The 21,085-nt window shown below is 46.2% G+C and carries 29 protein-coding genes and 1 pseudogene; 29 read left to right on the forward strand and 1 reads right to left on the reverse strand.

Annotation, left to right across the window (positions count from 1 at the left end; genetic code table 11):
- Nucleotides 1–200: 200 nt before the first annotated feature.
- The 11 genes from LU297_RS09820 to LU297_RS10135 all read left to right on the forward strand — a co-directional run bounded on the left by LU297_RS09820 (nucleotide 201) and on the right by LU297_RS10135 (nucleotide 6,695).
- Nucleotides 201–1,265 carry a hypothetical protein gene (locus LU297_RS09820; protein WP_263076335.1) on the forward strand — a complete coding sequence of 355 codons (1,065 nt, stop codon included), beginning with the start codon at nucleotides 201–203 and terminating at the stop codon, nucleotides 1,263–1,265.
- Nucleotides 1,266–1,291: 26 nt separating this feature from the next.
- Nucleotides 1,292–2,221, forward strand: coding sequence for a hypothetical protein (locus tag LU297_RS09825; protein WP_263076336.1), 930 nt, complete (start codon nucleotides 1,292–1,294; stop codon nucleotides 2,219–2,221).
- 15 nt (nucleotides 2,222–2,236) lie between these two features.
- Nucleotides 2,237–2,488 carry a Gp49 family protein gene (locus LU297_RS09830; RefSeq protein WP_115008093.1) on the forward strand — a complete coding sequence of 84 codons (252 nt, stop codon included), beginning with the start codon at nucleotides 2,237–2,239 and terminating at the stop codon, nucleotides 2,486–2,488.
- Between the two features lie 2 nt (nucleotides 2,489–2,490).
- Nucleotides 2,491–2,820: a DUF2190 family protein gene (locus LU297_RS09835; RefSeq protein WP_263076337.1), complete on the forward strand. Its 330-nt coding sequence runs from the start codon at nucleotides 2,491–2,493 to the stop codon at nucleotides 2,818–2,820.
- A gap of 68 nt (nucleotides 2,821–2,888) precedes the next feature.
- The gene (locus LU297_RS09840; RefSeq protein ID WP_263076338.1) at nucleotides 2,889–3,197 is read left to right on the forward strand and encodes a hypothetical protein; all 309 of its coding nucleotides are present in this window, start codon (nucleotides 2,889–2,891) and stop codon (nucleotides 3,195–3,197) included.
- A 3-nt stretch (nucleotides 3,198–3,200) separates the two neighbouring features.
- On the forward strand, nucleotides 3,201–3,668 hold the full coding sequence (locus tag LU297_RS09845; protein WP_263076340.1) for a gp436 family protein: 468 nt from the start codon (nucleotides 3,201–3,203) through the stop codon (nucleotides 3,666–3,668).
- A complete protein-coding gene (locus tag LU297_RS09850) occupies nucleotides 3,668–4,174 on the forward strand; it encodes a Gp37 family protein (protein ID WP_263076341.1) in 507 nt (168 codons plus the stop codon). Before LU297_RS09845 ends, LU297_RS09850 begins: the two co-directional genes overlap by 1 nt.
- Nucleotides 4,175–4,191: 17 nt before the next feature.
- Nucleotides 4,192–5,580: a phage tail sheath family protein gene (locus tag LU297_RS09855; protein WP_263076343.1), complete on the forward strand. Its 1,389-nt coding sequence runs from the start codon at nucleotides 4,192–4,194 to the stop codon at nucleotides 5,578–5,580.
- 11 nt (nucleotides 5,581–5,591) lie between these two features.
- Nucleotides 5,592–6,104 (forward strand): phage major tail tube protein, encoded by a 513-nt coding sequence (locus LU297_RS09860; RefSeq protein ID WP_263076344.1) that lies wholly within the window; start codon nucleotides 5,592–5,594, stop codon nucleotides 6,102–6,104.
- Between the two features lie 107 nt (nucleotides 6,105–6,211).
- Nucleotides 6,212–6,514 (forward strand): phage tail assembly protein, encoded by a 303-nt coding sequence (locus LU297_RS09865; protein WP_263076345.1) that lies wholly within the window; start codon nucleotides 6,212–6,214, stop codon nucleotides 6,512–6,514.
- Nucleotides 6,459–6,695: a GpE family phage tail protein gene (locus LU297_RS10135; RefSeq protein WP_490713711.1), complete on the forward strand. Its 237-nt coding sequence runs from the start codon at nucleotides 6,459–6,461 to the stop codon at nucleotides 6,693–6,695. The genes LU297_RS09865 and LU297_RS10135 overlap by 56 nt, the downstream gene beginning before the upstream one ends.
- A gap of 5 nt (nucleotides 6,696–6,700) precedes the next feature.
- On the opposite strand, the gene LU297_RS09870 is transcribed toward LU297_RS10135, so the two are convergent.
- Entirely contained in the window at nucleotides 6,701–7,075 is a 375-nt protein-coding gene (locus tag LU297_RS09870) for a hypothetical protein (RefSeq protein ID WP_263076346.1), read from the reverse strand.
- A 48-nt stretch (nucleotides 7,076–7,123) separates the two neighbouring features.
- Between LU297_RS09870 and LU297_RS09875 the strand changes: the two genes are divergently transcribed.
- The 18 genes and pseudogenes from LU297_RS09875 to LU297_RS09955 all read left to right on the forward strand — a co-directional run bounded on the left by LU297_RS09875 (nucleotide 7,124) and on the right by LU297_RS09955 (nucleotide 21,065).
- A complete protein-coding gene (locus tag LU297_RS09875) occupies nucleotides 7,124–10,042 on the forward strand; it encodes a phage tail tape measure protein (protein ID WP_263076348.1) in 2,919 nt (972 codons plus the stop codon).
- The gene (locus LU297_RS09880) at nucleotides 10,042–10,929 is read left to right on the forward strand and encodes a phage tail protein (RefSeq protein WP_263076349.1); all 888 of its coding nucleotides are present in this window, start codon (nucleotides 10,042–10,044) and stop codon (nucleotides 10,927–10,929) included. Before LU297_RS09875 ends, LU297_RS09880 begins: the two co-directional genes overlap by 1 nt.
- A 13-nt stretch (nucleotides 10,930–10,942) precedes the next feature.
- The gene (locus tag LU297_RS09885) at nucleotides 10,943–11,161 is read left to right on the forward strand and encodes a tail protein X (protein WP_263076350.1); all 219 of its coding nucleotides are present in this window, start codon (nucleotides 10,943–10,945) and stop codon (nucleotides 11,159–11,161) included.
- Between the two features lie 2 nt (nucleotides 11,162–11,163).
- Nucleotides 11,164–12,210, forward strand: coding sequence for a phage late control D family protein (locus LU297_RS09890; protein ID WP_263076352.1), 1,047 nt, complete (start codon nucleotides 11,164–11,166; stop codon nucleotides 12,208–12,210).
- On the forward strand, nucleotides 12,207–12,749 hold the full coding sequence (locus LU297_RS09895; RefSeq protein ID WP_263076353.1) for a phage baseplate assembly protein V: 543 nt from the start codon (nucleotides 12,207–12,209) through the stop codon (nucleotides 12,747–12,749). Before LU297_RS09890 ends, LU297_RS09895 begins: the two co-directional genes overlap by 4 nt.
- 107 nt (nucleotides 12,750–12,856) lie before the next feature.
- The gene (locus tag LU297_RS09900) at nucleotides 12,857–13,207 is read left to right on the forward strand and encodes a GPW/gp25 family protein (RefSeq protein WP_263076354.1); all 351 of its coding nucleotides are present in this window, start codon (nucleotides 12,857–12,859) and stop codon (nucleotides 13,205–13,207) included.
- An 8-nt stretch (nucleotides 13,208–13,215) separates the two neighbouring features.
- A complete protein-coding gene (locus LU297_RS09905; protein ID WP_263076355.1) occupies nucleotides 13,216–14,355 on the forward strand; it encodes a baseplate assembly protein in 1,140 nt (379 codons plus the stop codon).
- Nucleotides 14,348–14,929 (forward strand): phage tail protein, encoded by a 582-nt coding sequence (locus tag LU297_RS09910; RefSeq protein WP_263076356.1) that lies wholly within the window; start codon nucleotides 14,348–14,350, stop codon nucleotides 14,927–14,929. The genes LU297_RS09905 and LU297_RS09910 overlap by 8 nt, the downstream gene beginning before the upstream one ends.
- Before the next feature lie 27 nt (nucleotides 14,930–14,956).
- A complete protein-coding gene (locus LU297_RS09915; protein ID WP_263076358.1) occupies nucleotides 14,957–15,259 on the forward strand; it encodes a hypothetical protein in 303 nt (100 codons plus the stop codon).
- A 179-nt stretch (nucleotides 15,260–15,438) separates the two neighbouring features.
- A complete protein-coding gene (locus LU297_RS09920; protein WP_263076360.1) occupies nucleotides 15,439–16,836 on the forward strand; it encodes a pyocin knob domain-containing protein in 1,398 nt (465 codons plus the stop codon).
- Entirely contained in the window at nucleotides 16,836–17,414 is a 579-nt protein-coding gene (locus LU297_RS09925; protein ID WP_263076361.1) for a DUF4376 domain-containing protein, read from the forward strand. The genes LU297_RS09920 and LU297_RS09925 overlap by 1 nt, the downstream gene beginning before the upstream one ends.
- A complete protein-coding gene (locus LU297_RS09930) occupies nucleotides 17,407–17,862 on the forward strand; it encodes an enoyl-CoA hydratase (protein ID WP_263076362.1) in 456 nt (151 codons plus the stop codon). The genes LU297_RS09925 and LU297_RS09930 overlap by 8 nt, the downstream gene beginning before the upstream one ends.
- A 25-nt stretch (nucleotides 17,863–17,887) precedes the next feature.
- Nucleotides 17,888–18,409: a D-Ala-D-Ala carboxypeptidase family metallohydrolase gene (locus LU297_RS09935; protein ID WP_263076363.1), complete on the forward strand. Its 522-nt coding sequence runs from the start codon at nucleotides 17,888–17,890 to the stop codon at nucleotides 18,407–18,409.
- Between the two features lie 160 nt (nucleotides 18,410–18,569).
- Nucleotides 18,570–18,764, forward strand: coding sequence for a zinc finger domain-containing protein (locus tag LU297_RS10120; RefSeq protein WP_079326774.1), 195 nt, complete (start codon nucleotides 18,570–18,572; stop codon nucleotides 18,762–18,764).
- Nucleotides 18,721–18,918, forward strand: a pseudogene (locus LU297_RS10125) (DNA cytosine methyltransferase); the annotation flags it as partial. The gene LU297_RS10120 and the pseudogene LU297_RS10125, both read left to right, overlap by 44 nt.
- Before the next feature lie 86 nt (nucleotides 18,919–19,004).
- Nucleotides 19,005–19,598 carry a DNA cytosine methyltransferase gene (locus tag LU297_RS10130; protein WP_432806293.1) on the forward strand — a complete coding sequence of 198 codons (594 nt, stop codon included), beginning with the start codon at nucleotides 19,005–19,007 and terminating at the stop codon, nucleotides 19,596–19,598.
- Between the two features lie 63 nt (nucleotides 19,599–19,661).
- Complete coding sequence (locus LU297_RS09950; RefSeq protein WP_263076367.1) at nucleotides 19,662–20,528, forward strand: DNA adenine methylase; 867 nt, start codon at nucleotides 19,662–19,664, stop codon at nucleotides 20,526–20,528.
- A 90-nt stretch (nucleotides 20,529–20,618) separates the two neighbouring features.
- A complete protein-coding gene (locus LU297_RS09955; protein WP_263076368.1) occupies nucleotides 20,619–21,065 on the forward strand; it encodes a hypothetical protein in 447 nt (148 codons plus the stop codon).
- The last annotated feature ends 20 nt before the right edge of the window (nucleotides 21,066–21,085 follow it).

Genomic DNA, 21,085 nt, shown 5'->3' on the forward strand with positions numbered 1-21,085 from the left:
AAAACGGTCAAAACCGTTTTTAAGACCCTTATCCCACCAAATCCCCACATTACCCCAAATACGCCCTAAAAGCCCCTAAAATCGCCCATCTTCAAATCCTAGTAAAATCCTTAAATTTCCCACCGAATTTCTTAAAATGTTTTAAAAGACCAATCCGCCAAAGTCTTGCATAATAGCCCAAAAAATATGGGGTTAATGTTATGCAAACCATACAACACGAAATCTTTATCGCTGGCACACGAGCCGATAACTCGGGCAAAGAAGTTACCATCACGCCTGACGACCTTAATGCCATTGCACAGGGCTACAATCCAAGTTTTCACGAAGCTCCTATCGTCATCGGACACCCTGATGACAACGCTCCCGCTTATGGCTGGGTCAAATCGCTATCCGCCAAAGGCGACAAACTGTATGCAGAATTTGGCGAAATGGACGCAGGCTTTGTGGACTTAGTTAAACAGGGTCGTTATAAGAAAATCTCAGCCTCTTTTTATCCACCCAAACACCCAAGTAACCCTAAGCCTGAGAGTTGGTATTTACGCCACATTGGGTTTTTGGGGGCTTTACCTCCTGCGGTCAAAGGCTTATCGCCTGTGAGTTTTAATGATAATAGCAACGGTGTTGTCAGCTTTGGCGAGCTGTCCGAGAGTGAAAAACTCATCTTTGATATTAAGAGCGTCTTTGCTAGATTTTTTAATTTTAGCGAAGCCCCTGTCAGCCAAGACGATAACCCCAATCCAAGCGTAAGCACAGATGAGCCATCAAAAATTGCCACCAGTGGCGATAAATCTGATAACCCTAACCCAACCCCTAACAACCAAAGCGAGAATACAATGAATCAAGATGTAACCGAAGCACTGGCACGAGCCGAAAAAGCCGAAGCTGAACTTGCCAAGTTTAAAGCTCTTCAAGCCAAAAAAGAGCGAGATTTGGCAAATACCCAAAACGCAAACTTTGCTGAAACTCTGGTTAAAGCAGGACAGATTAAGCCCTGCGACAAAGATTTGCTCGTTCAAGTGTTAAACTTTGCCGAATTTCCAAACGACACCACTGCTGATTTTGGCGAAGGCGATGACAAAAAGCCATTGGCGGTCGCCCTTAAAGAATTTTTGGGCAACTTGCCAAAACAGCATTCACATTTAACCGACAAAGTTACCAAAAGCACGGTCAATTTTAGCGAGAGCCTGACCCACCACGAGCGAGCGGTTGCCTTGATGAAATCTGAAAACATCAGCTACGAAGAAGCGGCACGCCGTACGGCTTGATTTTTAAATAATTTTAGGAGTATATGATGAGTGCAACACATCTATCACATCTGCGTGGCAAAGACGAAGTTTTAAGCAATCTTGCCTTGGGCTATATGCAGTCAGATTTTATTGGCGAGCGGATTATGCCTGTGGTTTATACCGATAAAGAGGGTATCAAGGTACCAGTTTTTGGCAAGGGTTCGCTGGTGGAATACGAAACCGAGCGAGCAGTCGGTGCAGCAAGCAACATCATCACGCTAGACAAACCCACGACAATGCCTGTGGTGCTAGAAGAACACGATTTAGCCGCAGGCGTGGATTACCGTGAAGCTCACGAGAGCCAATTTGACGAACACGCCAAAGCCACCCGTCGTGTCACCCAAGGCGTACAGCTTCGTCAAGAAGCAGAAATCGCTCGCCTTATCCAAACCAAATCTGTCTATGCTAACGCCCACAGCAAGGACTTTGCGTCTGCTAAATGGACGAGCGAAGATGCTGATATTCAGACCATCATTGACGATGCCAAAGAGCAGGTTCGAAGTGCCGCAGGTGTAACGCCCAAGACACTCGTGCTAAGTGGGCAAGTTTACAGCCAAATCCGCCGAAGTGCCAAACTTCGCTCACTGATTAGCGATAATAGCAACAAGCCTTTGCTGAATGTTGCCACGCTCAAAGAGCTGTTAGAGCTTGATGAAATTCTCATCGGTAATGCGGTGTCTATCCCTGTGGGCAATAAGCAAACTAAGCCAATCTGGGGTAATTTTGCCAGTCTGATTGTCCGCCCAGACCAAGTACCGAGCGGTAATGATGAGGGCGTACCTGCCTTTGGCTATACTTTCCGTCGCCGCGGGCTACCTATCGTGGACAGATATGATGGCGAAGGCGGTAAGGTGCAATATGTGCGTTATACCGACATTCGCAAAGCCGCTGTCGTGGGCGGTGCGTGTGGCTTCTTATTTGAAAATGTGATTTAACCTTTGGAGATTAAAATGACCAAAATTACCCAAGAAGACTTGCAAGCCTTGATTGCAAAAGAAGAATATGCTCGCTTTGGCGAAACCTGCACGGTGTGTGCCTTGACTTTAAAAAGTGGCTATACCGTGATTGGCAAATCTGGCTGTATTGACCCCAAGCAGTTTGATGAAAACATTGGTCGTAAAATTGCCTTTGACAATGCCATTAACGAGCTGTGGGCATTGCACGGCTACCACATCAAAAACACACTTTTACAAGGGGAATAACAATGGCAAATCCAACCAAATCAGCACTCGTTGCTGTAACCATGCTGGCAATGAGCGAACTTATCGGCAATCGCTTTGTCAGTGCAAAAGGCAGACAAGCCACAGCCGATGACCCTATCTTTGGCATTGTCCCTGTGGACGCCAAAGCTGGCGAGTCTGTGGCAGTAGAAATTTTGGGTGTAGGCATTGTGGAATCTGGCGGTGCGATTGAGCAAGGCGATAAAGTGGCTTCCGATGCCCAAGGCTGTGCCATCAAATCCGAGACAGGGCAATTTCTTGCCCTATCATCAGCAAGTGGTGCAAACGAACCAGTCAAAGTCTTATTGCGTTAGGCGTAGGGGCGAATTGCAATTCGCCCTGATAAATCGTACAAATTAAAAATTTTTAAGGAAATAATCCTATGAAAAAAGTCCAAGTAAACACACCTTTAATCCTTGAACAAAATGGCGAGCTGGTACGCATTGACACAGGCTCGGTGATTGAATTGCCTGATGATGTCTATGCCGAAGTCTCAGCACATACTACGCTACTTGATGATGTGTCAGATGAACCTGTTTTTGAACCTGAGCCAATGCCAGAAATTCAAGATGAGCCAACTAATGAAGTTGCTCCACAAGTGGACGAAACCGCTGATGACGACACAGTCAGCGATGAAGTGGCTACCACCGAAACTGCTGAACCCAAAAAATCCACTCGCAAAAAGGCTTAACCAATGAACCACACCGCCCCTTATGTCAGTCGTGAAGATATGGTTGCCTTGTGTAGCAAGGTAGAGCTTATCCAGCTTAGTCGTGATGACCTAGAAAACCATTATGATTATCAAGACATCGAGCCTGATTGGACGGTGGTGGATAAAGCAATCAGCCACGCTTGCCAAGTGGCGGACGGTTATTTGGCGGGGCGTTATGCTCTGCCTTTGCAATCTGTGCCAACGCTACTGAATACTTGGTGTGGCGACATCGCACGCTATTGGCTACACAAACGGCGGATTAACGCCAGCGAACTGCCAAAGCCCCTACAAGCCGCCTATGACGATGCTCTAAAAATGCTAGGACTTGTGCGAGATGGTAAGGTGCATTTATTTGCCACCGACCTTGCCAAAAATGAAAACGCCTTACACAAAGAGCGTGGGGCGTACCGAGTACGCTCTCGTGGCAAGAGTGATTGGAGTGGTTACTGATGGCGGACAGCATGACTTTGGCGATTTTGGCAAGCGTGCGAGAAAAACTTCGTCAAGACTTGCCAAGCGTAGAAGTGGATTTATTTCCTGATAATCCTGCTACTTATCGCTTTATTCACGCTGTTGGGGCGGTATTGATTGGTTATCAGGGGTCGGATTATGAGATGACGGACGACACGCACGCCATTGTCCAAACTCGTAAATTAACCTTTTCACTGACCGTCTTTGGGCGTGGCGTACACCACGATAAGGGGGCGATTGCCCTCTTGGATAAAGTGCGAGCAGTCATCACAGGCTTTCGCCCTAAGCATTGCAACAAAATTCATCTATTAAGCGAACGCTATCTGCACCAAGACGGTGGGGCGTGGCAATATGAGCTGAAAGTACGCACCGAGACCCAAAGTGTGGAAGTTTGTCAGAGCGACAATCGTCCCAAAGTGGTGCAAGTCCACACAAGACGCCCCTTTGACCCTTTAAATTCAACCCTTAAAAAGAAAACCCCTTAACTTAAAAGGAGTATTTTATGTCTTTTCATCACGGCACCGAAACCAAACGCATTGACGGTGGTTCTAGCCCTGTCTATACCGTTAATGGGGCGATTACCGCCATTGTGGGGACTGCCCCCATTGGTGATGTCAATGTGCTAACCCTATGCCAAACCACCAAAGACTTTGCCAAGTTTGGCGGAGACGAGGCGACCCGTGCAGGCTTTACCTTGCCTGATGCTGGCCATATCTGGACACGCTACAAGGCAGGCATTGCTTATGTGGTCAATGTCTGCGACCCTGCTCGTCACAAAACTGTGGTTACTGACGAAGTCTTGACGGTAGATGCCAATACCTTGACCGCCAAAACAAAAAAGCCAGCTATCCAAAGGGGCTACACCATCAAAGACGGTCAAACCGTGCTAAATGCCAACCAATACACCATGAACACGCTGACAGGCGAGATTACCTTTAATGCTCGTCCCACCGCCCCAACGATTAGCTACACTTACACCGACCCTGCCAAAGTTACCGAAGCTGACATTTTGGGTGGATTTGTAGCAAGCACTGGCAAACGCACAGGCTTAGAGCTTTTGACCGAAGGCTTTGGTAAATTTGGGGCGGACGCCAAAATCATCATCATGCCAGAGTATGATAAGACCGACACGGCAAGTAGTGCGATGATTACCATGGCAAATAAATTAAACGCCATCACCTACTACAACGCCCCCAAAGGCACAAGCCTATCTGCTGTCCTACAAGGGTGTGGAGCAAGTGGCACGATTAACTTTAACACAAGTTCCGACCGTGCCGAGCTGTGTTATCCGTATGTCGTGGGTATTTTGGGTACAGAACACCTTGCCACGCATTTGGCAGGTCTGCGTATGAAAGTGGATGTGGATAAAGGCTACTGGCATTCAAAATCCAACCACGAGCTACTTGGTGTAACTGCCCTAGAAATCCCTTTGACCGCTCGTATTGATGACCCACAGTCTGAGACCAACCGCCTAAACGAAAAAGGCATTACCACCGTCTTTAATAGCTATGGTACAGGCTTTCGTGCTTGGGGCAACCGTTTAGCGTGCTTTCCGTCTGTCAGTCATCCCAAAAACTTTGAAGTGGCTCAACGCACAGGCGACATCATTGATGAGTCTATCCGTCAGTTTGAGCTGCAATATGTGGACAGACCGATTGATGATGCTCTGATTGATAGTCTTATCGAGGGTATTCGTACTTATTTGGGAACGCTTAAATCCATTGTTGGCTATTCGGTAGGGCTAGACTACGATTATGACCTTGTGGACGCATTTAGTAAGGGGCAAATTCCGCTCGTTTATGACTATACACCAAAACTGCCTGCCGAACGCATTACCAACGCCAGTGTGATGACTCGTAAATATCTGGTTAATTTGACTGGTAAAAAATAAGGGGAAACGCAATGCAAATTAACGCCATTTTTAACGCCAACATTTATGTAAACGGCAATAGCCTACTGGGACAAGCCAGCGAAATCAAACTGCCAGAGGTGGAAATTTCCCAAGATGAATATAAGGGCTTGGGACTTGCTGGCACGATTAAACTGCCGTCAGGCGTAGAAGCACTGGAAGGGGAAATCACTTGGAACAGCTTTTATGAACAAGTTTTTGCCACCGTGTATCACCCATTCAAAGCCGTTCAGCTGATGGTGCGTGCTGATATTCAAAAGCACGATGCACAAGGCTTAGCGGCTGAGGTGCCATTGGTTACCATTCTGACAGGCACATTTAGTAAAAACCCTTTGGGAAGTTACAAACCCAAAGAAAAGGCGGAGTTTGCCAGCACCTTTCAAGCTCATGAAGTGCGTCAGCTGGTGGACGGTAAAGAAGTGTTTTATTTTAATGCCTTTAAAAACGAATATCGTGTCAATGGCACGGATGTACTGGCGAACTTCCGCCGTGTGGTCGGTGCTTAAAGGATTTTTCTTAAAATCCTTTAAAAGACCCAAAAGCCCAATCTCTCTAAAATACGCTTATCGTTTGATGAGCGTATTTTTTTAACCTTTCATTTACGGAGTTTGTTATGTCAAACCAAAATCAAAACACCGCCAATCCTGCCCACCTTGTTGCCGAGCAACTAAACACTCATACCACGATTGTGCTTAAATTTCCCATTAAAAATGGACTTGGCGAAACGGTGAGCGAGCTTAAAATGCGTCGTGCCAAAGTGGGTGATTTGCGAGCGGTTGGGCAACTTAAAAACGAAATGGAGCAAGAGCTTGCCTTATTTGCTCGTCTGACAGGGCTTGTTCCAGAAGATTTGGATTTGCTTGATACCGCAGACTATAAACAAATCCAAGACACTTTTCGCAAATTTAGCGAATAACACAGGCAAAAAACCTGACCCCAACTGGCTTGATAAGCTCTATGATGCCATTGCTGACCTTGCATGGTGGTATGGGTGGGATAGTCAAGCCATTGATGAGCTGACCCTTGATGACTTTGATGTCTGGCTAAAACAACTATCCCGCCAAGTCAAGGCGGGATATGGGAGGGGTGGGGGTTAGATGGCTTATTGGCTTGTAATGTGTTGCAATTGTTTGTTTGCAAAAACACTTACAATGGCAGATACGACAAGCCAACCAACAAAAAGCAAATATGCTGGCACATCGGTCAAAATAGCAATGCCAATAAACAAGGCGGTATAACCCATACCAATCAAACCTACCTTCAACTCGAGTTTTTCTTTGGCGGTCATCGGAGTCGCAACCAATGTTTGTTTAGTGGCAATAGGTGTTTTTTTAGTGATTGTTTTTCTGGTGGTCTTTGGCAAAATCAAGCCAATGATTTGACATAGAGTCATCAACAAACCAAAAAACAAGCCTAAACCATAGCCAAGTAAGACTATAAGACCATAAAGAAATAAGAATATGAGCAAAATTTCCATTATATGTCGTTCATTTTTAAGTATTGATTTTTAAGGATATTGTAACTTATGGCGACCGAATTATCAATTGTTATTAGTGCATCTGCGATGATTGGCGGAGCAATGAACGCCATTCGTACATTGACAGGTGGACTGGATAGTGTTCGTCGCAGCTCAAATATCTTGGGTAATGAACAAAGACGGCTTAGAGGCGAGATAGACCGCTTGGGTGGCTCATCGGCTGTGCCTGCCTTGCAACGCCAGTACGATAGGCTTGGCAGGACAATGCAAGGTTTGCGAACCAATGCCGTTCAGCAAGCAGGCATTCAAACTCGCCTAGAAAACAACCGTCAGGCTCGTGCCGATATGCAAAGCCAAGTCATGGGATTATTGGGTGCAGGCATGACAATCGCCGCCCCAGTCAAGCTCGCCATTGACTTTGAAAGCTCGATGGCAGATGTCAAAAAAGTGGTGGACTTTGGTGATGACCCTATCATTGCCAAAAAGCAATTTCAAGAATTGTCTGATGAAATTCTGCATCTATCTACCATTCGTCCTATGTCAGCCAATGACATTGCTCAAATTGTGGCATTGGGCGGACAATCTGGCATTGCTCGTGGCGAGCTTATGAAATTCGCTGATGATGCGGTCAAAATGGGTGTGGCATTCGATGTGTCAGCACAACAAGCAGGCCAGTCAATGGCTGAAATGCGTACCGCTTTCGGCATGAACCAAACGCAGGTGGTTGAGCTTGCCGACCAAATCAACCATCTGGGTAACAACACCCCTGCTGCTGCCAAAAGTATCATGGAAATCGTTCAAAGAGTTGGGGCGTTTGGCGAGGTTGCTGGTTCATCAGCAGGGGCGATTGCCGCTGTTGGTGCAACCATTCGTGGCATGGGGGTGGCTGATGAAGTGGCTGCCACTGGCATTAAAAATATGTTTTTGGCATTGGGTAAGGGTGAGAATGCAACCAAAGGACAAAAGGCGGCATGGGAAAAACTTGGTCTTGACCATGAGCAAATCGCCAAAGATATGCAGACCAATGCCGAAGAAACCACGCTTAAAGTCTTAGAATCCATTTCAAAACTAGAAAAGCATGAACAAGGACAGGTACTCGAATCATTGTTTGGTAGTGAGTCCCTGTTAGCTATTGCTCCGCTGCTATCTCAGTTAGGCACACTCAAAGACAATCTAAAAAAAGTGGGCGATAGTAGTCAGTACGCTGGCTCAATGAATAAAGAGTATGAAGCCAGAGCCCAAACCACTGCTAATAATTTGCAAACCCTAAAAAATCAAATGGTTATGCTGGGTATTTCAGTTGGTTCGGTGGTATTGCCTGCCTTAAATGGGCTTATCAATGACATTAAACCTGTGATTGAAAGCGTCATCGCCTTTACCAAAGCCAATCCTGAGCTTATTGCCACACTTTTTAAGGTAGTGACTGCTCTTTTTGCCTTTAAAGCAGGCTCATTGGCGGTTCGATTTGGTTTTAATCTGCTATTTGGTGGTCTTTTATCTGGGTATGGGGTAGTAGCTCGTTTTATGGGTGCTTTTAGGCTGGTTAATGCGTCCATTCGTCTTTTCCAGATGGGCAGAGCCGTTTCCGCCCTGCGACTATTTGGACTGTCCGCTCGTCAAGCCCGCACCGCCATCAGCTTGTTCACTGGGGGCTTTAAACTGATTCGTTCAGGGGCGACTGGCTTTGTGTCTGTACTGGGCAAAATCATGAATTTTGCCAAATTGTTTGGCTCATCGCTTTTCAGTGTGGGTGCAAAAGTCGGTCAAGCCTTTATGATGATTGGACGAGTAATGGCTGTTGTTGGACGAGCAATGCTGACTAATCCCATTATTTTGATTGCGGCAGTTATTGCGGGTGTGGCGTATCTGATTTATAAAAACTGGGATACTATCAAGCCAATGCTTGTGGCATTCTGGACGAGCATCACGCAGGCGGCAAGTGACGCTTGGCAATGGCTGGTTGGTATCTGGAATGGCTTTACGGCTTGGTTTAGCAGCTTGTGGAATGGTGTTAGCAGTTGGATTGGTGGTGTCTGGACAGGTATCGTAAATGGTGCAAGCATTGCTTGGCAATGGCTGATTGGTATTTGGAGTGGTTTTACGGCTTGGTTTAGCAGTCTTTGGACTGGCATTACTGCTTGGGTAAGTGGTGTCTGGACAGGTATCGTAAATGGTGCAACAGCCGCTTGGCAATGGCTTGTCGGCATTTGGAGTGGTGCATCTGCTTGGTTTGGTGGATTATGGCAATCTGTTTTATCCGTTGTCATGTCTGTTTGGAGTGGTATCACTTCATTTCTGAGCGGTGTGTGGGCAAACATTAGGGGTCTGGTGTCAGCAGGTGTGCAAGGACTAATGGCTATCATCCGTGGATTTAGCCCCATCTCCGCCTTTTCCACTGCTTTTTCAGCCGTTTGGGGCTTTTTAAGTGGCTTGGTTGGTCGCTTTCGCACCTTTGGGGTCAATATCATTCAAGGGCTTATTGGTGGTATCAAATCAATGGCAGGAGCTGTGGTTGGGGCAATTAGTAGCACCGTGGGTAATGTTGCTGGTACCGCCAAAAGAATGCTTGGCATTAATAGTCCTAGCCGTGTGTTTCGTCAGCTTGGCTCGTGGGTGTCCGAGGGCTTAGCCATTGGTATTGATAAAGGCGGTCAAAAACCTGTGTCCGCCATTGGCTCTGTTGCAAGTGGGGTTACGGCAAACTTTGGGGCAAAAATGGGCAATCTGTCCGCCCAAATCAGCACCAGTGTGGGCGAACATCAAGCAAGAATGACAAACGCCAACGCCACCAATGCCTACAACTCAAACAACCAACAACAAGGCAACATTACTATCCATTTTAATCCCACCATCAACACAAGTGGCGGCGATGTGGGCAAAATTGAAAGAGCCTTGCAAATCTCACAAGCTGAATTTGAAAAACTATTTAACCGTATGCAAGCCGACAGACAAAGGAGAGCTTACTGATGTACGCCATGCTTGGGCAAATCCCTTTTGAAGCCACAGACAGCTTTACCGCTTTGACTACCACGCATGATGCCAAATTTGTTCATCATAAGGTCATACAGGGCAAGCCACGCACACAAGGCTTGGGGCTACTTCTCGACAAGCTCAAATTTAGCCTGCGACTGCATTGGCGACTGGGTGATGTAGGTGGGCAGTATCAAGCACTGCACCAAGCATTTATTTCCCAAGACGCACAGGCACTCGTTACAGGCTCAGGGCAGATGATGGGTTTTTATACCATTGATAAATTATCCGTAACCACCACCGCTCAAAATGACACGGGCGATACTTTGGCGATGGACATTGATGTGGATTTGACTGAATTTATCGGCGACCCTACCGCCCCAAATCCTACGCCAGCCATTGCCACCATGGACAGCGTACCGCTCTTATCCATCAAAGATGACAGTATCAATGCTCCCATCGATATTGAAACGGCAAGCCTGATAGCAGATGTGGGGGCGTGGCACAGAAGTGAAGGGCTGCTTGATGGCATTTCATCAAAACTTGCCTTATTGGGCGAACTGTCAAACGACCCTGCACGCTATGCTTTAACATTATCTGAGATTGTGTCGGACGGCACAGGTGTTATTAAGGGTCTATCAAATATTCCTGCTTTATCCGCTTATGCTGATAAATTGGACGGCATGGGTCGCTTTGGCGATGTGGTGTCTGATGTGATTGGCAAGGTAGGCACAGGTGTTGGGGCGGTACAAGCAGGTAATTTAACTGGGGCAAAAACCGCCTTTATGGGGGCAATCGGTGCAATGGGTGTGGGTAAATCCACCGTCAGTAAGCTCACCGCCAAAATTGCCAGTAAAAAGCCCCTAAAACTATTTAAAAGATAGGATTGTTTAAAAAATGAGTAGCGTACTAATCCACACCTGCAATGAACACGACCGCTTTGATTTAATCGCCCATCGCTATTATGGCACAATTGATGAGATTGGGCGTATTATGGACGCCAATCCACAGCTTGCCTTATCTGAGACCTTGACCGCAGGCACAACTGTCTTTGTGCCGATTATTCAAAAATCGCAAGCCAAAAATACCAATTTGCCACCTTGGTTTAGAGATTAACAATGATACAAAATACTGACAAGCCCAAATTTGCTGTTATCTATGAGCAAAAAGACATCACAAACGCCATTACGCCATACCTACTGGAAATCACTTATACGGACTATCTGTCTGACCAATCGGACGAAATCACGCTGACCCTTGAAGATGTGAATGGCGACTGGCTGTATGACTGGTATCCTGACAATGGCGATGGCGTGGAGCTGTCTTTGGCGGACGATATGGGCGAGCTGATGTCGCTTGGGCGGTTTGAGATTGGCGAGATTGAATACCGCTATCCACCGTCTGTCGTGGTGTTAAAGGCACTCTCCACAGGCATTAGCAAGGCAAACCGCACCAATCAAGCCAAAGTCTATAAAGACACCACGCTTGCCGACATTGTCCGCACGGTGGCAAAACGCCTAAATCTGTCGGTAACTGGGCAAATCAGAGACATCAAAATCACCACTGTAACCCAGTATCAAGAGCGAGATGTGGAGTTTTTGACCCGACTTGCCAAAACTTACGGGCATAGTTTTAAGATTGTGGATAAAACGCTGGTCTTTTATGACAATGAAAAACTGGGCGAAAATGAAGCGGTGGCGGTACTGGATAAAACATCTGTCATTGATGTGCGTTTTCGTGATGTCATCAAAGACACACCAAGCGAAGTACAGGTTTCCACCTACAACACTCAAAAGAAAGAAACCATTACCAAAACCGCCAAGCCCAAACCCAAAAGAAAAGGGGCGAAACCTACCACCACCGACACCCTAAAAATCACCGCCCCCAACAATGCCACAGACGGCGAAGCACAAGCAATGGCAAATGCCCACGCACAAAACCAAGCGGACGAGCAAATTGCAGGGGAGATTGAATTGGTTGGTAATGCCATGCTGGTGGCAGGTCAGACAATTCTAGTAACTGACTTTGGTAAATTTAGCGGTAAATACTTGGTAAAACAGGCTCGCCATACCCTAAATAACCAAGGCTTTTTAACCACGATTGAGATTAAAATGCTTGAATACATTGACCCAAAAGACAACAAAACACAGGAAAACACTCAATGAACTACGCCCACAATAACCTATCCGCTACGCTCCAATTTGGCGAAGTGAGTGAAATTGACCCAAAGACACACAAAGTGAAAGTAAATTTCAATGCCTTGGATAGTATGACAAGCGACTGGCTTCCTGTCATCTCGATGGGGGCAGGTGGCAATCAATTCTATACCTTGCCCGATGTGGGGGCGACCGCCGTGTGCCTGATGAATGCGGGTGGCGATGGCGGTGTGGCACTTGGCGTGATTTATAATGACCAAGATACCCCACCAACCGATAACGGTGAGCTATGGGTCAAGCGATTTAGTAATGACACCGTCATCAGCCACAACCGCCAAAACGGACAAATCATCGTAGAAACGAGTGGTGATGTACTGATAAAAGCAAAACAAGTAACGCTTGACACTCCAAGCACCATCATCACAGGCAATGTACAGGTAACAGGGAAACTTACCGCAAGCATAGATGTGGTGGGCGGTGGGGTCAGCCTAAAATCGCATACGCACGGCGGTGTCGCTGGTGGCAATAGCAGAACTGGCACACCTTAACACACCTTTAACATACGGATTTTTCTTAAAACCCTTTAAAAGACCCAAACTCCAAAACCCCCTACAATACACCCAATCACTTTGGGTGTATTTTTTTGTAGGTCAAAATGACAACCACCAACCACCGCCATTGGCAATTATCATCTGACAGCACGGCAATCACGGATATTGATGACATTCATCGCTGTATCGAGATTATTTTGGCCACCAAAAAAGGCTCTGATGTCTTGCGACCGACCTTTGGCTCGGCTCATTTGGATTATTTGGACGCACCAACTGATATTTTAATTCCTAATGTGGTGCGTGAGATTCATCTGGCACTGCAAACTTGGGAAAAGCGAGCCATCATCAAAGACATTTATTTTACAGGGCAAGCACCACATTTGACGATGATGATTGATTGGCAAGTGGCGGATAGTGTCAAAGGCGAGATTTATAAAAGCGAATTTATCTTGTAGGGGCGAGCGTGAAACTACCAAAACGAGAAAACTTAAAAATCGTGGACGATGACATCGGCACGATTTTAAGTGAGACAATCAAAGACTACGAACACCGAGCAGGCAAAGTGCTACAACCTGCTCATATTGAACGCCTTCTCATCAATGCCTTTGCTTATCGTGAGTTATTGCTACGAAAACAGCTTAACGAAGCCTACCGCCAGCAACATATCCCCTATGCCACAGGCTTAATGCTTGATGTCGCTGGGGCGGATTTTGGCACACATCGCCTGTCCGCACAGCCTGCGGATACTGTTTTGGAATTTAGCGTTAATCCTTCTGAAATTGGCAATTTAACCATTCAAATCGCCAAGGGCACACAAGTCTTGGCGGGCAATGTTACCTTTGCTACCACAGAGGGTGGACAGCTTAATCAAAACAGTCCAAGTATCCGCCTAAATGCCGTTTGCACTCAAACAGGTGCAGTTGGCAATGGCTATGCGGTGGGGCAAATTGGCACGCTGGCAACTCGCCCACACCCCACCATTAGCGTATCAGCCAAAAACATCACCATCAGCCAAAATGGGACTGATGTAGAGAGCGATGACAGCTACCGAGAGCGGATTATGCTTGCTTTTGAGCGTTTTAGTAATGCAGGCTCAAAAGGAGCGTATGCTTATTTTGTCCGCTCGGTCAGCCAAGAGATTATTGATGTCTATGTAGGTAATGCCATAGACCGTCAAGGACAGCCGATTGGCGGGACGGTGGCGGTGTACTTGCTTGGCAAGACTATGCCAGTTTCGGACAATCTGATTCGTGAAGTAAATAAGGCGTTGAATGACGAAAAGGTACGCCCCCTATGTGATACCGTTACCGTAAATTCTGCAAAAGTGGTTAATTTTACCCTAAATGCCGAGCTGACCGTCTTTACAGGGGTAAATGCTGATGAAGTCTTGGCAAATGCCAAAAGTGCATTTGATGTTTATCAAAAAGAGGCACAAAGCCGACTTGGGCAAGATGTCGTTCCCCTAAACATCGCCAAAACCTTGCAAGTGGCGGGCGTTTATGATGTTAAGCTCATTAGCCCTACCTTGACCGCCATTGCCCCTGATACGGTTGCCATTTGCAATCACATCAATATCCGTATTGTGGGGCAAACCGATGGATAAGCTCATTTATGCCGATGTGATTGCCAAAGAGCAAACCTTTACAGCTTTGGCGGATTTGGGGCTTGCCCTTGATGAGTTGCCAATAGATAAGCTCCTTATTCGCTTGATTGATTTGGTAGACAGTGAGCATTTACCAATTTTGGCAGAGAGTATGAGTGTCGCTGGAGTGGACGGCTATTGGCTTGCCGAAAGCGATGAAGCAAGGCGAAATCTTATTAAAGGAGCGTATGACCTGCACCGCTTCAAAGGTACACCGTGGGCGGTTAAGGAAATCGTCAGACGGCTTGGCTTTGGTAATGCCACGCTTGAAGAGGGCTTTGGTGGCAAACGACATAATGGCGAAATCACAAGGCGAGATGGCGTCTATAACTATGGGCATTCTGACCGCTGGGCGTATTATCGCATCATCATTCACGAACCTATTACCCTTGAACAGGCGAACCTACTTAGAAAGACTTTGTCCGCGTTTGCCCCTGCTCGCTGTATTTTGTCCGCCCTTGATTTTACACAGGCAAGCATTCGGCACAATGGCAAAATTATCCGAGACGGCAGATACACTCGTGGCACGGCTTAAACGACTTTAATTTGTAAGGAAAAGATTATGGCAAACTTGCAAGAAACACCCACTTGGGAAGCTGGTATTTATCAGCTTGAAACTTCTGACCCTGTGATGGGCGGAGAAAATGGTATTGATAATAGAGCTCCAAGACAACTCGCCAACCGCACACTGTGGCTAAAAAATGAGCTAGCAAGGCAGATTGGGGTGGTCAATAGTGGCAAACTTGGCAAAACTGAAAATGCGGTATCAGCAAGCAAACTTGCCACCGCTCGCAATATTGCAATGACAGGGACGGCTCGTGGAATGTCAATTTTGACGGCTCACAAAATGCCACAGGTGCCTTAACGCTTGCAAACAGCGGTGTTACGGCAGGCTCTTATAACTCGGTTACAGTAGATGCCAAAGGACGAGTAACAGCAGGCTTAACCCAAACGCACGGACTGGTAACCGCCACTACCGCACAAGGGACAGCCAATGTCGCCACAGGTAACGGCAACACCTTTCTTAACATTGTTGCAAGTGGCGTGGGTCAAACTGCGTCTGTTGGTTCATCCACCCAAATCACAGGTACAAATGGTATTACCGTCTCATCAGACACGGCTGGCAAGCTCATTTTAGGGCAAACACTTGCCAATAGTTTGACTGATGCTTCTACCGCCAAGGCTTTGACCGCCTTACAAGGTAAGGTGCTTGATGAGAAGATTACGGCTGTCAATAACGCTTTGACAAGCCACCGCCATAATTGGAATGAGATTGATAGCAAGCCCAGCACTTTTACGCCATCAAGCCATACACATACCATCGCTAATATTACCGATTATGATGTTAGGCAAATCAGTACTGAAGATTTGGATAGCATTACCAAATGGGGTATTTATGGACAAGGGGCAAACAATCAATCACTGACTGAGAGAAATTATCCTGTACCTAATGAAGCTGGCACATTGGAAGTTATGCCTGGCACTTACGGACTTCGCCAAAGATTTACTACATTTGCCACTCATCGTCAGTTTGAGCGCTCAAGAAACAATGCTCAAACAGGCTGGAATGCGTGGACGGAGCTATCAAACACATGGGACGCCATACGAGGCAAGCCAAATAACCTTGCTACCACCACAAGCAATGTCGCCTCTGCCACCAAGCTCCAAACCGCCCGCAATATCGCAATGACTGGCGATGGCTCGTGGAATGTCAATTTTGACGGCTCACAAAATGCCACAGGTGCCTTAACGCTTGCAAACAGTGGTGTTACGGCAGGCTCCTATAACTCAGTAACGGTGGACGCAAAAGGACGAGTTACCGCAGGCTTAACCCAAACGCACGGACTTGTAACCGCCACCACCGCCACAGGGACAACCAACACCGCCACCACGAACACTAATACATTTCTAAACATTGTGGCAAGCGGCGTAGGTCAAACTGCGTCTGTTGGCTCAAGTACGCAAATCACAGGCACAAACGGCATCAGCGTATCATCAGACACTGCTGGTAAGCTCATTGTTACCCGTGATAGCAACTCGCCCACCGCCACCAAACTTGCCACCGCCCGTAACATCGCCCTAACAGGAGCGGTAACTGGCAATGTCAATTTTGATGGGTCGGGGAATGTGAGTTTGGCAACAACTGTGCAATCCGTGAGTGGCAAAGTGGTTGTTATGACTGGTACTATCGAACATGGTGGCACCATTCCACTACCAGCAGGATTTAATGAAAATCAATGCAAGTGGATGGTTTCAATGAATGATGACAATCCAACTCGAACAACATGGGATATTAACGAAGGAGGGTATCATTTACATTATCGCCAAGAATGCTTTACGGAAGGTCGTGTGGTAACAGCTAGGACTTATCTAGGTGGACATTCTGGCTCATCATCTGTTGTGAACAGTAAGGCTAACTACATCATCATTGGAGTGAAATAATGTATTACATTTTTAATAAAGATGGTAAAAATATCGGTCAGTGCGACTTTGAGCCAAACGCAGAAGACTTAGCAAGTCGCCAAGAAAGCTATCAACTGTACAAAAATCCTTTACAACAAGGGGATGAAATTTGGCTTGTTGATGGAAAAATCACAATCATCAGCCCGGCTCAATTAACGACAGAAGAGCTTAAAGTCCAACACCAATCCCAAATCTGGGAAGCCATCAAACAAAAACGTCACACCATCACTCGTGGCGGGGTTTATGTCAAATCGGTCAAAAAGTGGTTTCATACCGATGATAGTTCTCGCACACAGTATTTGGCATTGCAAATCTTGCCACAGCTACCGCCTGATTTAATGTGGAAAACGATGGATAACAGCTTTGTCAAATTGGATAAGGCGTTATTGACCGAGCTTGCGATGACGATTTTGACCGCCGAGCAAGCTGATTTTGCTAATGCTGAAAAGCACCGTTTGGCAATGTTACAGGCACAAAATCCCCTAGAATACGATTATTCAAAGGGTTGGACAGCCATTTATGACCCAACTGACAAACAAGGAGCAAGCGATGAATAAAGTCTATTTAGCTTGCTATCGTGGGCGTGGCGACAAATTGACCCACCGCCTATGTGATGGCATTACCCGCTTTTTTACTCGTGGCAAATACAGCCACACCGAGATTGCCATCGCCTTGCCTGACGGTCGTTACCAATGCTATTCATCAAGCGTGCGTGAAGGTGGTGTGCGTACCAAGATAATGCCCTTAAATCCTGACAAATGGGACTTAATCGCCCTTGGTGGCATTTCGCCCGAACAAATTACCCGCTATTACCGACAAAATCACGGCTCGGATTATGACCTTTTGGGGGCGTTGGGCTGTGTGGCGGGACTACCACAGAACGCAGATAAATTCTTTTGTTCTGAGTGGTGCTACAACGCCATTTTTGGGTCAAATCAAGGCTTTCGGTTTAGCCCCAATCAGCTTGCCGAGATTGTTCGCCATTTATCCATTTTGGATAACTAATTTTGTTCTTATTTAGGAGAAATCAATGCCAAATCCAAGTAACTACCCAACCCAAATCACGCCACATTTTAGCTATCGTGAGCTGACAAGAAGCGAAACTGCCAGACGGCATGGAGTTGCAAACATCCCAAGCCAAAGCGATCTTGCCAACATCACTTATACCGCTCATCAGCTTGAAAAGGTGCGTGCTTATTTAAATGACAAATACCAAAAGCCCATCGCCATCATCGTAACTTCTTGCTTTCGTAGCGAAAGGGTTAATAAACTGGTTGGTGGTTCAAAAACTTCCGCTCATCGCTTTGGACTGGCGGCGGATTGTGATGCTACAGGCTTTACATCAAGGGCATTTGCCAAAGAAATCATTGAGATGCGTGATAAGGGCTTGATTGCCTTTGATCAGCTGATTTTGGAATTTCCAGAAAGAGGTGATGGAGCATGGGTGCATTTGGGCTTTAAAAAAGACGGCAAAGGTCAAAGAAATCAAATCTTAACCGCCACCAAACGAAACGGCAAAACTGTGTATTTGCAAGGCTTGCAAGGAGGTTAAGATGATTTAGATTAAACGATAAAAAAAGAAAAGACGGTCGGTATGACGGTGTGCGACCACCGCCATACCAGCCACGCAGTGTGAGTGCGTAAGCCCAAAGAACCGCCTGCTTAGCTAAGCGGTGTTATTTTACCACAAAATCCATAGGATTACGCAAAAAATGAAACAGCGTTGCACAAATTGCAAAAAACTTTTAGCCATTGGCACGGGCAATTTTGCCATCAAATGCCCAAGATGCAAAACTTTAAATCAAATTAACACGCAAACCAAAGAATGCCACGAGCATCATAACCCTTTAAATAAGGAAACCTATGAATGCTCAAAACAACCCCCAACCAACCCAATCCACCCCTAACCCCAAACAATACCCAAAATCAAAACCCAGTGTCGGCAGTCTCTTTGCTGGCATTGGCGGATTTGACTTGGGATTTGAAAACGCAGGTTTTTACACCAGCTGGCAAGTGGAAATTGACCCCATTTGCAAAGCGGTGTTATCAGACCGTTTCCCCCACGCCACCCAGTTTGACGATGTTAGAAACTGCTTGCCCAAAATCCAAGCCCTGCCAAATGGCGGAAGTGTCGATGTCATGTCTCCATGGCAGGCAAACGAGCAGGACTTCACGGACAGCGGACAGGCTTGTTCTTTGATGCTATCGGTATTATCCAAGCAATTAAGCCAAGATTTGTCGTGCTTGAAAATGTCACAGGTCTCATCAATTCCAACGATGGCAAAGACCTACAAACAGTCATTGAAACGCTTGCCCAATGCGGGTATGTGGGATTTTGGCGAGTGCTGGACAGCCGTTATTTCGGAGTCCCCCAAAAACGCCGTAGAGTATTCTTGGTTGCAGGTCTTGGAGAATACCCACCATTTAGCCTTATGGCTGACTTGGGGTCAGTGGAACGCATTTCTGGCAAGACTGAATCGCAATCGTGCTGGGCGGACGCACACCATACGCTACTGGCAGGGGTCGGCTCATCCGCCATCAACATCAATTGTGCTGATATCATCGCTGTGCCAAATGGACGGCATCAGATGGCTGTCAGGGAGCGAACGACTGTCGATGATGGGCTTTGCAAAGGATTGGATGAGACCAACGCTTGTGAGGCTAGGACTGCGGGAAACGCCGTCTGTCCGCAAGTCGCACAGTTTATCGCAAGCCACTTGATGACGTCTTTTAACCCATAATTGAACCAGCATTTCAACCATTTTGAGTGTCTTGAACGCCTTTAACTTTAAAAGGATAAGTTTATGACACTCAATTCACTTTCTAACAAACATTACAAAACCGCCCCTTTGCCATTTACAGGGCAAAAGCGAATGTTTTTAAGGCACTTTGAAAAAATCTTAAAAGATAATGTCTCAAATGATGGAGAGGGCTTTACGGTGCTTGATGTCTTTGGCGGTTCTGGACTGCTTGCTCACAATGTCAAGCGTATCTTGCCCAAAGCCAACGTCATTTATAACGACTTTGACGGCTATGCTGAGCGTTTGGCTCATATTCCCACCACCAATCGCTTACGCCAAGAGCTGTTTGAAATCTTAAAAGACGAGCCAAGAAGTGCCAAATTATCAAACACCACCAAAGCCAAAGCCCTAGACCATATCCGTAAAAGTGCCGACAACGGGACTTTTGTTGATGTGCAAACCTTGGCAGGTTGGTTGTTGTTTAGCGGACGACAAGTGGGCAATCTTGATGAGTTTTTGGCAGAGTCCACCTTTTATAACCGTATTGTCAAAACTGACTACGACACCGCAGATGGCTATCTGGAAGGTCTTATCATTGAATGCCTAGATTTTGAAAAGCTGTTACAAAAATACCAAGACACCCCAAATTGCTTGCTTCTGCTTGACCCGCCTTATGTTTGCACCGCACAGGGGGCGTATGCCAAGCACGGCTATTTTGGCATGACGAAGTTTTTACGGCTTATGCAGTTTGTGCGTCCACCCTTTATCTTTTTTAGCTCCACCAAAAGCGAGTTGATGGATTATATGGCTTATGTGGAGCAGTACGAGCCACCCACTTGGCAAAGGGTTGGGGGCTTTGAGCGGATTGTTGTCAATGCTCGCATTAACGCACAAATTGGCTATGAAGACAATATTTTGGTTAAGTTTTAAAAAGTGAAAATTCATTACAAAAAGACTGGACTACGCTCTATGAGTACGGCAGTATGTGCCTTATAAATTAACAAGTTAAAGGTAAATGTAATGTTAGACATTCAAACGGTTTCAAGTTTTGTCCAAGAGTATGGTGTGGTAGATTTTGACTGCGAGATGGACGATGGCGTACTTTGGTTTCGGGGTGTCAATTGTTATTTGATTATTGGCAAAGTTACTGACAAGCAGGTGTTTTTGACGGTTTGGGAAGATGATGAGTGCAATGAAGTCATTGAAAACTTTGAAATCCAGAACCTTGATGAATTGAATGTTTGCTTAAAGAAATACGCCTTGATTGCTCAGGTAAGCACCAAGCAAGATGAAACCATCCAAAAACCAACCGACACCACGATGATTGATATCTACTTTAAGCTCATTAAAGACAAATTGGCAGAACATCAAATCAACCTTGATTTTGAAAAACAAAGCCAAGCCGAAAAGCTGGTCATTCGCCACATTGAGGATAAACTGGTGGAGGTTATCAAATTTTTGCAATAACCAAGTAAGATAAAAAAGTA

Source organism: Moraxella nasicaprae (genome assembly GCF_025643275.1).
Classification (GTDB): domain Bacteria; phylum Pseudomonadota; class Gammaproteobacteria; order Pseudomonadales; family Moraxellaceae; genus Moraxella; species Moraxella nasicaprae.